The 13,624-nt window shown below is 43.5% G+C and carries 11 protein-coding genes; 5 read left to right on the forward strand and 6 right to left on the reverse strand.

The window, feature by feature from the left end; translation table 11 throughout:
- Positions 1-437: 437 nt before the first annotated feature.
- Both IM475_RS04455 and IM475_RS04460 read right to left on the reverse strand, forming a co-directional pair.
- Entirely contained in the window at positions 438-2,000 is a 1,563-nt protein-coding gene (locus tag IM475_RS04455; RefSeq protein ID WP_287726817.1) for an iron uptake porin, read from the reverse strand.
- A gap of 270 nt (positions 2,001-2,270) precedes the next feature.
- The gene (locus IM475_RS04460) at positions 2,271-2,834 is read right to left on the reverse strand and encodes a thylakoid membrane photosystem I accumulation factor (RefSeq protein WP_046663582.1); all 564 of its coding nucleotides are present in this window, start codon (positions 2,832-2,834) and stop codon (positions 2,271-2,273) included.
- Between the two features lie 48 nt (positions 2,835-2,882).
- On the opposite strand from IM475_RS04460, the gene IM475_RS04465 reads away from it, so the two are divergent.
- A complete protein-coding gene (locus IM475_RS04465) occupies positions 2,883-3,377 on the forward strand; it encodes a J domain-containing protein (protein WP_287726818.1) in 495 nt (164 codons plus the stop codon).
- 5 nt (positions 3,378-3,382) lie between these two features.
- The gene (locus tag IM475_RS04470; RefSeq protein ID WP_004268884.1) at positions 3,383-3,655 is read left to right on the forward strand and encodes a DUF3143 domain-containing protein; all 273 of its coding nucleotides are present in this window, start codon (positions 3,383-3,385) and stop codon (positions 3,653-3,655) included.
- A 241-nt stretch (positions 3,656-3,896) separates the two neighbouring features.
- On the opposite strand, the gene arsS is transcribed toward IM475_RS04470, so the two are convergent.
- From arsS to IM475_RS04485, 3 genes are all read right to left on the reverse strand, one after another.
- The gene (gene arsS, locus IM475_RS04475; protein WP_287726819.1) at positions 3,897-4,874 is read right to left on the reverse strand and encodes an arsenosugar biosynthesis radical SAM (seleno)protein ArsS; all 978 of its coding nucleotides are present in this window, start codon (positions 4,872-4,874) and stop codon (positions 3,897-3,899) included.
- 129 nt (positions 4,875-5,003) lie between these two features.
- On the reverse strand, positions 5,004-6,416 hold the full coding sequence (locus IM475_RS04480) for an LCP family protein (protein ID WP_287726820.1): 1,413 nt from the start codon (positions 6,414-6,416) through the stop codon (positions 5,004-5,006).
- A 348-nt stretch (positions 6,417-6,764) separates the two neighbouring features.
- Positions 6,765-7,385 carry a GNAT family N-acetyltransferase gene (locus IM475_RS04485; RefSeq protein WP_287726821.1) on the reverse strand — a complete coding sequence of 207 codons (621 nt, stop codon included), beginning with the start codon at positions 7,383-7,385 and terminating at the stop codon, positions 6,765-6,767.
- Positions 7,386-7,691: 306 nt separating this feature from the next.
- Between IM475_RS04485 and IM475_RS04490 the strand changes: the two genes are divergently transcribed.
- Complete coding sequence (locus tag IM475_RS04490) at positions 7,692-8,933, forward strand: AmpG family muropeptide MFS transporter (protein WP_287726822.1); 1,242 nt, start codon at positions 7,692-7,694, stop codon at positions 8,931-8,933.
- A 28-nt stretch (positions 8,934-8,961) separates the two neighbouring features.
- Here the strand turns inward: IM475_RS04490 and IM475_RS04495 are convergent, their stop codons facing one another.
- Positions 8,962-10,386: a PP2C family protein-serine/threonine phosphatase gene (locus IM475_RS04495; RefSeq protein WP_287726823.1), complete on the reverse strand. Its 1,425-nt coding sequence runs from the start codon at positions 10,384-10,386 to the stop codon at positions 8,962-8,964.
- Between the two features lie 206 nt (positions 10,387-10,592).
- Here IM475_RS04495 and IM475_RS04500 point away from each other — a divergent pair, with 206 nt between their 5' ends.
- Together IM475_RS04500 and IM475_RS04505 are read left to right on the forward strand one after the other, a co-directional pair.
- Positions 10,593-11,243, forward strand: a complete 651-nt coding sequence (locus IM475_RS04500; protein WP_287726824.1) for a nitroreductase family protein — start codon at positions 10,593-10,595, stop codon at positions 11,241-11,243.
- A gap of 346 nt (positions 11,244-11,589) precedes the next feature.
- Positions 11,590-13,599 carry a primary-amine oxidase gene (locus IM475_RS04505; RefSeq protein WP_287726825.1) on the forward strand — a complete coding sequence of 670 codons (2,010 nt, stop codon included), beginning with the start codon at positions 11,590-11,592 and terminating at the stop codon, positions 13,597-13,599.
- Positions 13,600-13,624: the final 25 nt, after the last annotated feature.

Here is a 13,624-nt window from a genome sequence, read left to right on the forward strand (position 1 = left end):
TTTTTACGGTAGTCATCAAGAAGTAATGATGATAGAATAGTCGCTAAAAATCAAGTATCTCTCCGCCATGCCTAATTGTCCAAAATCCCCTACGGATCGGGGGGATCTAGTATTTTATCCATCACTATAATTCCTCTTTGGATTTATCATTACTTGTTTAGCACTACCAATTTCAATCAGATTCTTGAGTATTTTTCGTTCCCCCTACAAACACATTCTAAACTAGGGATCGGCACTGCTGCTCTGGCAGCACCTCATCAGAATGAGGCATGGGCAAGGCGCTTAAACCCTTTGTTGGCAAAACTTGTCGATACCTCAGTAACGTGAAAAGTGCTATAGTTAAGGGTTTGGAATGTCGGAACAGCAGCCGGTCGTCGAGAGATGATGTCAAATCCCGTCATACTTTATCTTTATTTCTGACCAGCTGCCTAGATAAATCAGAAAGTAAAAGTCGTGCGGATAGTTCCGATAACTAAGGTGGAATTGTTATTATTTGAGTTAGGAGAAGTAATCACGATTACCCCCGGAGTCAGGGCAATATTATCGGTGAGTTTCCACTCATAAAATCCTTCGATATGAAAGGAAGTATCGGGATCATTAGTGCCACTACCATCATTTAATCTAATACTAGAACTAGATACCCAGGGCTGCATACCAACAATAATACCGGCCGTATTTCCTTCCTTAAATAAATCAGGAAAAGCCAAAGTTACCGCCCAATTCCAGATATCTAAATCCCCGCGTTCTAGTTGTCCATCTAAGGTGCTAAGGGTGATAGCTTTTGTGTAACCACCCCAACCACCGAGGACAAAACCATCGACAATTCGCCAAGTAAATTGTAAACCCAAACTATTATTAATAGTCGGGACAGCCTCCCCGAATAGCTCTTCGGTGAAAAATCGGAAATTCGAGCGCTGACTTCCCGTTCCCGTATCTAATTGGTTATAACCATGAAAGTAGGATAAAGCAATGCCAAAATTATCGTTTGGAACATAACCCAGCTGCCCTAGGGCAGTATAGGAACCGTTAAATAAACCCGCACCCGGGTTAGGATCGTTAGCATCCCCAGCAAGATAACCGGCGCTGAATTGCAAAGCCCCATAATTACCCTGTAAACCGAGTCCAGTTTGTCCGGGGGCAAAATAAAGGGGATTGCGGGTACCAAAAGCGGAAAGCGCCCCACTAGCACCATCTCCATCCAAAAAGTTGAGGGTATTGGTAAAGTCATCTTTAGCACCTCCCGTCGCTTCTAACCAGAGGTAGATATTTTCCGTGACGGGGAAACTGTAGTTTAAAACTTCTACCAATAAATCGTTGCCGTCGGGTTGGGTAAAGGCTAAGGTACTTTGAAAAGTTCCCGTGGTATCGGCTAAATCGGCAATATTTCCCGTTGCTAGACGGGTATAGAGTAAATCTTTGCCTGTAAAGCTAGTATTTAATTCTAAACGGGCCCGATAACCAAAAGCTGGCACTTGGGGAATCCCTTCACCACCGTTTTTTTCTCCTGTGGCTACCCCATATAATGCCATCACCACTTCCCCGGTTAATTTAGTAGTGGTGGAAAATTGATTATTTTCCAGAAAGGCAACCCGGTTTTCTAAGTTATCAACTCTTGCCCCTAAAGCCGCTAATTCTGTCTCGAATTCGCTGACTAATCGCTTGATTTTGTCTAGATCTTCTTTTAATACCGCTACTCCTTCTTGAATCAATCTTTCTAGGGTATTTAAGCAGGAATTCAACCCGGCGGCAAATTCCCAACGAGTTAAAGCGCGTTCACCGCGAAAAGTAAGGTCAGGATAACCTACTATACAACCATACCTCTCCACGAGACTTCTTAAGGCCTCAAAAGCCCAGGCGGTGGGAGAAACATCCCGCAATTGATTCACCGTCGTCACCTGTGCCATGGGGTTACTAGAGAGGTTTTCGAGACTATTAGCCAGTACAGGACTAGAAAAACCCAGTAATATCGCTGCTGTTAGGAAATTTTGCTTGATTTTCATTGCTGTCTCACACACCTACAAGAATGATTATTATTCTCAATATAATCAGGTTAGCAAACTTTTTCCAGTCTGGCACTATTGCCAATATTTTTCAAGTGTTACTCCAGATAAAATCTGAATTGCCTAGCATTTATCGGTTTAAATAAATCTTAAATAATAATAAAAGCAATAAGTAAATAATTTTATTGTTCCTAAAAACAAGATAGAGACGCTGCTGACAGCATCCCTAAATGATTATTTTTGGTTCAATTGAGGATAAAAAAGAGGTAACTAGCGCAATTCAGCGTTAAACTCGTTAAAAGAGCGTCTTTTTAACTCTACCGATTCTGATCGAGGCAAAAGATCAAAAACCTTTCTTAAGACATCATCCACATCTTCATATTTAACATTGCCCAAACCATCATAAACCACTTTACCCTGTTGGTCTAAAACCACCGTTTGGGGAACCCCACCGCGATAATAGTAACCAGGTTCATCGGGACGATAGGAAGACTTTAAGGGGATAGAATCGACAGTAACGGGGATAATACTGGCGGCACGACCGTAAAACTCTTGAAAACGGGAGACAATCGCCGCAAATCGCTTACAATCGCTACTATCATCCAAATAATAGACAATAATAGCCGGAATTTTCCGTTGAAAAGTTTCCGCTAAATTTAAACGCGGTGGTACGAGGGAACCATTACCCGCATAGACCACAAAAATATTACCATCGAGGCGATCATCATCGATCCCCGCATAGGCGCTAGGGGTTAGCCAAGGAGACAAACTCGTCAGAGCAACAATGAGAAAGACAAGACAGATCTGAAGACGCAGCCGATAACGAGATTTCATGATCAACAGGGTTAAAATATTAAGACAATTTTTAGTGTAAAAAATCTTGTGACCTTCGAGCGCGATAATTCCCAAACCACCTCGCGAGTCATTGCCGCTAACTCGCGCTTTGCCAATACCTATTATGCCATTCTAGGACTACATCCGAGTGCCTCGGTGATCGAAGTGCGACGCGCCTATCGGGAACTCAGCAAACGATACCACCCCGATACTACCGAACTCAGCCCCGAAGTGGCAACGGTTAAATTCCAGCGTCTTAACGAAGCTTATGCCACCCTGAGTAATCCCGATCGCCGTTCCCTGTATGATTTACAGATAGGTTACTCGCGCTGGAATGTCATCCAAACCATCCCCGATGGCGATGAACCCATAGCTAATCGTAGCGCCTATCTCGATCCGACTGATCGCCCCCTATCTTCGGGAGAGATTTTTGCTTTGTTTATCTTGGCACTCACCCTGCTCGGCTGCTTGTTACTGGCGGTGATTATTGCTATGCTTCGAGGAGAGAATGCTGTCACTGTAGCCCAATTATTTTTGATTTAGATGCGATGAAGATTCCCACTGCTGATACTCCCCTCTATAATCATCCCTTACCGGCGATCGAAGCATGGCTAGTTAAATTAGGTTGTCGGAAAAATACCGAGAATATCCACTGTTGGACTGTGGAAAAACCGACATGGAAAGCGGAAATCTGCCTCGACATCGAAGAAATCACCGTTCGTTACTTTCGGGCAGCCAATGACGGCAGTGACATCAATCGCGCTTTTAAATACTCCCTTAGTCGCCAAGATATAGAATCGGCGGTTTTTTCTGGTCCCTAATCATTAGTCCAACTTTTGACGAAAAAGTGCCAGCGATTGGAGTGATCGGAGGGAGAATTCAGGGACTTTTTCCCTGAAAATTAGGTAATTGACCACCTGAAAATCGGTAAAACCCCACACCCCACACCCCACACCCCACACCCTACCCCGTCAAGATAGCGCCGGAGTTGGCAGCGAGGAGAGCTAGTCCGAGCATTTGTACTAAATTTTCCAAGACGCGGTGTCAATCCAGTACACTTGTTCAGCTTGAAATCAAAGCTCCCCCACAACTGGAACCGCTGCCGGCAGTGCAACCGTAGCAATAGGAAGCGGTTTGTACCTCTGCAATTACATCTAAACTACCCGCTTGTAATAAATCCGACAGGGTTAATTTTTGGCCTTGACCGGTGCAAGCGACCAGATCTTCCATCTGATTAAAATCGCAGTCATAGATATTACCCAAATAATCGATCGAAAGCTGATTACGACACATCAAATGCTCGACAGTATCGCCATTAAAATGGTCTTCGAGGAATTGAAGATAGGGTTGATAGAGTTGCCGGTGTTCCAGATGGAAGCGCGTCCTGCCGACGGGTAGGTTAGTGATAGTAAATAGATTGTTAAAAGAAATATTAAAATGTTCTTGCAAGAACTTTTTGTAATCCCGTGTTAGGGATACCTGATCCGGTGTGAGAGAAAAATTCTCTGACTTAGGAATCTGGGGATTATAGACTAGATCGACAATCAAATTCGGCTCTTGAGCGTAGCCGAGACGGTTTAACCATTGTAAAGCGGCGATTGATCGATCATAGACTCCCAGACCGCGCATTTTATCCACATTATCGGCAAGATAACAGGGTAAAGAAGCCACCACCCGCAGCTGATGGCCAGCGCAATATTCAGGAATATCAGTAAATCCTTTCTCGAAATAAATAGTTAAATTCGAGCGCACAATTACCTCTTTTCCCGCTTTTCTAGAGGTTTCCACAATTGGTTTAAAACCGTAGAGCATTTCGGGAGCGCCGCCAGTCAGATCGACGGTTTTAATTTGGGGAAATCTTGCGATCAGTTCGATAATTTGTTCGCACACTTCTGGAGTCATTTCTTCGGAGCGAACTGGACTAGCTTCCACATGACAATGGCTACAAGCAAGGTTACATCTTTTCCCTAAATTAATTTGCAGAACCGAGATTTTTTGCTTAGTTAAAGGAGTTTTTATTTTCTCAACAAAAGGGGTCATGGGAGAGTAAACAGTAATCAGTAAACAGTGAACAGTAAACAGTGACCAATCACTAATCAATGATAACTGATAATGGATGAGTTTTTTGTCAATGGGTAACTCCTAACTCAGATAAACTTGATTTTTCTCTTAGTTGCCAGGGGATAGATCAGAAAGATTAGCTGATTTTTCTTGCCAATCTTGACCAATTTTAATCGTCACATCAGAAGCGAGATTCCCCGTACTTTCCACCAAAACTTCCCCGACACCAAGGCTATTATGCAGGGCAGCAGCCAGGGAATCATCCCCTTTTTGAGCAATAATTTTGGTAGTTTCTAGAATTGGCGATGAAGACTTAGAGACAAAAACATTTTCATAACCAAACGAGCGCAGATATCTGACTAGAGTTTGCACCGCTTCTGGATTATCGATGCTATCTTCCACAGCTATGCGAGTCGGTTGCGTGGTTTCCTCGATGTCAGCGATAAAAGAGCCGTGGTTAAAATGTTGAGCCACTAGCTCTTGAATTTTACTTTGATTGGGCAACCAATAACTGATCCCTTGCCGACCATCACCATTAAAGTCTCCTGGTAGGAGTAGCATTTGCACATCAGCGCGCTCAGTTTTGGAGGCAAAACCGGCTAGGGCGAGTAACTCCTCTAAACTGAGATTAGTATCGATACTATTGCGGATAACCTCGATAATATCAGGAATTTTCAATAAAGTTGCTGGTTTTAGAGTTTGTTCCACTAAAGACCGCATTAATTGCTGTTGTCGTTGGATACGACCGATATCGCCGTTAGCATCGTGACGAAAACGGGCAAACTGGAGGAATTTCTCGCCGTTGAGGTGTTGTTCCCCTTTTTTCAGGTCAATGTAGAGGTGTTGACTAAAATCTTGGTACTTCATGTCTTTGGGAACATATACCGTCACCCCCCCCAAAGCATCAATTAATTTTTCCACACCCTGCACATTAATGCGAACATAGCGATCGATAGCCACTCCGTCCAAAAGATGACTAACCGTTTCCGCCGTTAAAGCAGGTCCCCCGAGGGCGTTAGCTTCATTGATTTTTTTCTCCCCGTAACCCTCGATATCGGTGCGGGTATCCCGGGGGATGGAAAGCATGGTTAACTTCTGTCTTTGGGGGTCAAAACGCAGTAACAGCATGGTATCGGTTAAACCCTCCAAGGAATTAACCGGGGCATGATAACCCAGATTTGGGGTTTCTGCCTCCTTGACATCGGATGTCAACACTTTCGCGCCGACTACCAGAATATTAACGGGACGGTTGAGGGCGGGAAGTTGCAGATTTTGATAGGATATCGCCTGCTGATTGTTAAAAGCGGCGGCTTCTTCGGGACTAAGGGCAGCTTGTCGCAAAGGTGTGGAGGAGAGAGACACAGCCAACATCGCCCCCGCCGTAGCGGAAACTAGGGCGCAGCCAGTTAAGCCTAGGGCTGTCAGGAACCATTTACCGGACAATCGCCGCTTTTTCACAGGTTTAGCTGCTAATTTGCTTGATTTTACGCTTTTAAGCCTTGATTTCGTCTTATTAACCACAAATTGCCTCACACAATCACTAAATATCTCCCTAAAACCATATTTTAAAGAGATGAACTATTTTTTTTCTCAGATAACCGGAAAAGATCATTAAACTAATCGGGTTTTTTAGAGAGTTAGCAGATAATATAGCAGAATTTTTCCCTATAATCGTTCTGCATCGCAATTTTGGAGAAATATCTAGGGTTTGTTTCCTGGGAGCGGGGTGTGGGAATTATGAATTATGAATTATGAATTATGAATTATGAAGTGGGGAAGTGGGGAAGTGGGGAAATTGAACTAAAACCCCAAAACCCCAAAACCCCAAAACCCCAACCCCCAACACCTAAAACCTGTCTCGGAGTCTCCTCATTGGCTGATTTTTTTGTGCAGAAATAACTTTTGTGGTCGATTAAATAACCAATTGATCAACCAACCGTCGGTTTTTTGCAAACGATAACCGCTACTTAAGTACAGTGACTGGGCCGCTAGATTATTATCGAGAACATGGAGGGAAAGTTCCTCAAAACCCCATTCTCTAGCGATCTGTTCACACTTGAGCAGCAATCTCCGGGCCAGGCCCGCACGCCGGCGATCGGGACTAACGGCTAAATTAGAAATATAAGGAATGGGAACAGCTAAAAAAGAACTGGATTTTAAGCTGATTTCCGCCGTAGCGACAATAACTTCCTGAGAACCCGTGGCGGTGACACTGGTTTGACTGACTACCAGACAGTGATAGTAAGGGGTATCACCGCGTAATCGTCCCCGTAAGTCCTCGTAAATGCCTAATTTAAAGATAGGACGCAGAAAAGACCAATAATTGGCCGTGGGGAAAAAACTATCGGCGAGAATCTCCGCCAAGCTTTTGAGATCTTGGCTTTGGGCCAAACGCACCTCGACGGTAATGGCGGCACTGTCACCGGTCGCTTCCGAGTCGGAGGGATGAGACAATAGGTATGAGATAAAACAGGAGTCCACTTTAATCACAGGAGTCGGCAGGGAAGGTGGGGATGGCAGTCCTTATCAGGGAAAGGTAAATAGGGGTGGGAGCTAGTTGGGAGAATCAAGCATCTATCTTAAGGAGAATACCGCAATTTTTCAAGACTACTGAATCAAAATCTCATCTATTCTACTGCCTATAGCCCCAGTTGGGGGAAAGACCGCTATTTTTCGGGAATTTTTTTTGATCTCCAGGCAATGGTTAAGAGGGGATGATGCTGGTTAGAACTAATCTCTTTCTTTTTGGGTCAATTAACTATATTCTTTAATCTAATCTATTCTCCTATCCCCTCCATGATCAAAGAAATTTCCGCTTATTTGCAAGTGTTCCGCAGTCAAAAAATGGCGGCTTTGTTATTCTTAGGTTTCGCTTCGGGATTGCCCTATTTTCTCACTGGTCGTACCCTGCAAGCTTGGATGACCACCGAAGGAGTTGATCTGAAATCGATCGGTTTATTTAGTTTAGTCGCTCTCCCCTACTCTCTCAAATTTCTTTGGTCTCCCTTACTCGATCGCTATCTTCCACCGCTGCTTGGTCGTCGTCGCGGTTGGATTTTAATCGCTCAAGTTTGTTTAACTTTAGCGATTGCAGCCATGGCTTTTCAACAACCAAAACAATCTTTGGAATTATTGGCAATTAATGCTTTACTGATCGCTTTTTTTAGTGCCAGCCAAGATATTGCCTACGATGCCTATCGCACAGATATTTTAGAAAAATGGGAGATGGGTGCTGGGGTAGCAATCGGGGTTTTAGGTTATCGTTTGGCTTTAATTTTAACCGGTTCTATCGCTTTAATTTTAGCCGATCACGAACCCTGGCCCCTCGTCTATCTTTTCCTAGCTGGATTGATGGCTTTAACGATTATTTGGTCTTTTTTCGCCCCAGCTACTCCCCCTAGAGATGATCATCCCCAAACTCTTTTAGAGGCAGTTTGGTTGCCTTTCCAAGAGTTTTTTCAACGCTATCAAATAGGTAAAGGAATCGGCATTCTCGCCTTTATTGTTCTCTATCGTTTAGGGGATGCTTTAGTTAATAATATGGTGACTCCTTTTCTCTTAAAAACTGGTTTCAGTCAAACCGATATCGGGGCGATCCAAGGCGGACTGGGCATGATAGCAACTATGGTGGGAGTTTTATTAGGTGGTTCCCTGTTAAGTCGTTGGGGAATTAATCGATCGCTCTGGATATTTGGTCTGTTGCAAGCTGTTAGTAATTTAGCCTATTTTATTTTAGCAAATTTAGGTCAAAATTATCCTTTTATGGTCTTGGCTATTAACATTGAAAACTTCTGCGGTGGCTTAGTCACTGCCGCTTTTGTGGCTTTTTTAATGAGTCTTTGTAATGCTCGTTTTACCGCTACTCAGTACGCCCTTTTATCGAGTTTAATGGCCTTTAGTCGCGATATTTTGGTGGCTCCCGCCGGAGTTGTAGCCGAGGCGATCGGTTGGCAGTGGTTCTTTTTAATCACAGTAATTGCCGCTTTACCCGGGTTAGCGTTATTGCCTTTATTTGCTCCTTGGCAAGAGCAGGATTAAGCTAATTTATGAGCTAGGAAGTGATAATTTATTCCTCCGATTTCACTCGCATAACTACTAAAGTCATATCGTCGCTACCGTCATTTCCCAACCCAGTAAAAGCGGCAACTTTCCCAAATAAATATTCGAGAATCTGTTCGGGATCGGTGTACTGTTGACAGGCTTCTTTAACTGCCGATAGCCAATTTTGCTGATCAAATCTTTCCCCTTTCGAGTTAACTGCATCGGTAAAGCCATCGGTATAATAGATCAACGTATCTCCCGCTTCTAATTGCACTTGGGCATCGTCATAGATAGAATCGGCCTCTAAACCCACTAATGTCCCTTCCGTGTCGAGAGACTCTAACTCTCCCGTTTTGGCCCGCCACCAGAGGGTGGGATAATGGGCAGCATTACTGTAGCCAAGACGGCGCGTCAGGGGATCATACTCGGAATAAAATAATGTCACGAAACGATGAGAATTATCGAGATCGGCATACATAACCCGATTGAGATGACGCAAAATCTGGGCCGGGGAGTGACGATTTAACACTTCCGCTCGCAACATTCCCCGGGTCATGGTCATCAATAATCCTGCCGGGACACCTTTACCCATGACATCACCGATGACTATACTCCAAGGAGCGGTACTGGCTTCCATTTCCGCCTCCCTTGCCGGTTTAAATTGATCGTAGTTGCAGGGGATAAAATCATAATAATCGCCACCAACGCGATTAGCCGTTTGGCAGTGGGCTGCCAATTCTACCCCCTGAATTTTCGGACATTGCCGGGGTAAAAGACGATTTTGGATTTCGGCAGCGATTTCTAACTCTCGATCCTGACGTTCCTTAGAACGTAATTCGACCGTTAATTCATTATTAGCTATAGCTACCGCCGTTTGATCGGCCACTAGCTGCAACAGTTTACGACGGGTGGGTGTCCAACCATAATCGGGATCGCGACTGAAAACGTATAAACGTCCCCGCTCACTATTTTTTACTAAAACAGGTGTACTATAAACCTGTGTACCCTGTCCGAGAGTTTGCCGGATCTGATGGTCGAGACTGTCGAGAAGCGATCGATTATTTTTATTCTCAAGTGTCGCTTCTTGGTTTAATTGTCGGATAATTAGCTCTAATTGTCGGCGTAGTTCCCCATTAATTTGATTATCTTGGCAATGGAGTTGATCGAGGGCTACTTGACCGTTATTTTTGCTCAAAATCAACGCTCCTCCCTCCGCGTCTGCCACTCGTGCGGCCATCAAGGGGGTAAGATCGAGGAATTGGTTTAAATTATTGAAACTCCGCAGGGCAAAACCGAGGGAACTTAAGAGATTTTGAACTTTGTTTTGTTCGCGATATAAACTGGCGACCAACTCTTTTAAGGCTAAAATTGGCTTGATATCGGTACTGTGATCGCCCATATTGACGGTGGGAGTGGTGAGGGTGTCGCTCGGTTCCGGCTCAGAAAGCATAAAATGATCTTTGTGGCGGTGACATGATTATAGCTAGATGGTCATTGGGTTATGACCTGTTTAAGTCTAACAGTATAGTGGATCTTTTCCTGACCGCCACAATTTAATCCCGATGTTTTACTATTTCTGTTTTTTCACACCTAAGGCTGAGGCTGATAGCTTGACCTTATAATAATTAGAAGTATTTAACTTGATCCACTGACTTTATGACCTTGCCTCTCGATGTTCCCACGGCGATTAATCAACGTCGTTCTATTAAAAATTTTACCACCGATCCGATCGCCCCAGAACTGCTGAAAACCCTAGTAGAATTAACCGTTGCCGCACCTAGTAGTTTCAACATCCAAGATTGGCGAATTATTTTAGTACAAGATGAGGCACAAAAGGCCGCTTTAGCCGAGGCCGCTTGGGGACAAAAGCAAATTATCCAAGCGCCGGTTACTTTTGTTTTCGCTGCCGATGCTGCCGCAGGAGGAGGAGATCTAACTCCTATCTATGAACAGGCTCTCGGTACAGGTGCTTGGAGCGAAGGCACGGTAAAATATTTTAAACAGGCAATCCCGGGATTTCAAAAGGATTTGGGCGAAAAAACCCGGGAATACGCGATTAAAGATGCCATGATCGCCGCTACTCATCTGGTTTTAGCTGCCGAAAGTCTCGGTTTATCTAGTTGTTTTCTCAACGGTTGGATCGAGGACAAGGTAAAAGCTGTGATCGGTGCTGCCGATCATCCCCATCTGGCGATCGCTGTTGTCGTTCCCATCGGTTACGCAGCGGAACCACGGCTTAATCCGGGGCGTTTACCCTTAGATTACAATGTTTTTGTGGATCGCTTGGGTAATCCCTATCAAGTCTGAACTCTATTAAATGGATTTAATCTCGTTTCGATCGCTGTTTTAGCCGGTGGTTGAGGAGTTGCTATCGGTTTCGGTTGGCAGGGGTTAGCGTTGCTGATTTGAGATAGGAAGCTTCTGGCAAACTAACTTTTAGATAGGATGGCACGGTTGACATTCATAGCTTGATTCAGCAACGCCGATTTTTCTAATATTGTATTGTGGCAAAATTAACAATTTGATGTGCATCAAGCTGCGCTAATACTGCCGACATCGATCTTAATTTTTTGAAAAGATATAAGGTTAATTATGACATCCCAGATTATCATGTCTAGGATTGACCATCTTTTAGCCTTATCGAGGGATTTCTATGCTGAAAAAATACTCATGGTGGCGGCCACTGACGATTTTATTTGTAATCAGCTGCGGAGTGATCTTAATTTTTGGGAAAACTTTCGCCCAATCCCCAGGGATTAGCCATCCTCTCGACCCCCTCACAGAAAATGAGATTAAAATGGCGGTAACTGTGGTGAAAAAAGACAAATCCCTGACGGAGTTCGCCAGATTTCCTAATATTTCTTTACAAGAACCCGATAAGCAAACTGTTTTAAACTTTAAAAAAGGAGATGCTATTGCTCGTCAGGCTTTTTTAGTAATTCTGGAACCCAGACTGAATAAAACCTATGAGGCTATTGTCGATACCAAAGCGAGTAAAATTCTCTCATGGCAAGAAGTATCGACAGGACAACCACCATTGTTAGATGAAGAATACGAAATTCTCGATCAAGTAGCTAAAGCTGATATTCGTTGGCAAGAAGCTATGAAAAAACGCGGGATTGCTGACTTTGAAAACGTCATCATTGATGGTTGGGCCCCTGGGATGATGAGCGAGAAAGAACAAGCATCGGGAAAGCGCTTAATTCGCGGGATTACTTACTATAAAGGCAAGGATCGCAGTAATTATTATGGCGCACCGATCGAAGGTTTGTCGGTGACGGTAGATTTAAATAATCGCCAAGTATTTGAAGTGCGAGATACTGGGATTGTACCTTTCTCAAAAGCCAATTTTGATTACGATGAAAAAACCCTTTCACCCCTTCAAAAAGCTCTAAAACCCTTAAGAATTAAACAACCGCAAGGGACAACTTTTCAGATTAGGGGTAACGAAGTTAGCTGGCAAAATTGGAAATTTCGTTATCTCATGCACCCAAGAGAGGGATTAGTTCTTTATCTAGTTACCTACAATGATAACGGTAAAGATAGAATGATTTTATATCGTGCAGGACTGTCAGAAATGCTAGTTCCCTACTCCAATACCTCGCGAGAATGGGCGGTTCGTAGTGCTTTTGATGTGGGAGAATATCGTTTTGGTTGGCTATCGACTCCCTTGGATAAAGGTAATGATGTTCCCGAAAATACTGTCTTGTTAAATGCCTTGTTTGCTGATGATAATGGGGAACCTTATATCGGAGAAAATATCATAGGTATTTACGAAAAAGATGCGGGAATTCTCTGGCGACATTATGATTTTAACACAGAAACTTTTGAAGGTCGCCGCGCCCGTCAATTAGTAGTTAGTACCGTGGCTGCTATTGGTAATTATGACTATGGAATTAACTGGATTTTTCATGAAGATGGTACTTTAGAACAGCGCAGCGATTTAACGGGAATTATGTTAGCTAAAGCGACTCCTGATCTCACTAATTCTCATGAGCATGGCGATCAATTTGGAACATTAGTAGCGGCAAATGTGGAAGCAATTAATCATCAGCACTTCTTAAATTTTCGTCTTGATTTCGATGTGGATGGGGTTAAAAATTCTGTTACTGAAATGAAGGTTTCTACTTTATCACCAGAAAAGAATCCCTTTGGTAATGCCTTCACTATGTCCCAAAGACAGCTTCAGCAAGAATCCGAGGCAATTCGTGATGTGAATTTAGCTGAAAGTCGCGCTTGGATGGTAATGAATAAGAATCAGAAAAACTCCCTAGGAATGCCGACAAGTTATATGTTAATGCCATCGGCAAATTCAATTTATTATCCCAATTTCCAAGCGGATTCTCGTCAACGGGGTGAATTTGCTACCCATCATTTTTGGGCAACTCGTTACAAAGCGAACGAGCTTTATGCAGCGGGAGATTATCCCAATCAAGGCAAAAAAGGCCGAGGTTTACCGCAATATACTGCTGATAATGAATCTCTCGACAATGAGGATTTAGTCATCTGGTATACCTACGGTGTTACCCATATTCCTCGTCCCGAAGAATGGCCAATTATGACCGTACATCCAGCAGGTTTTAAGATTATGTCTTGGGGTTTCTTTGACCAAAATCCTGTTTTGAATGTCCCGAAAAATAACCTAGAGAATTCTTCTAATTAATTATTTGTATAACAAGTCCCTAAGA

Source organism: Microcystis sp. M061S2 (assembly GCF_020245605.1).
Taxonomy (GTDB): Bacteria; Cyanobacteriota; Cyanobacteriia; order Cyanobacteriales; family Microcystaceae; genus Microcystis.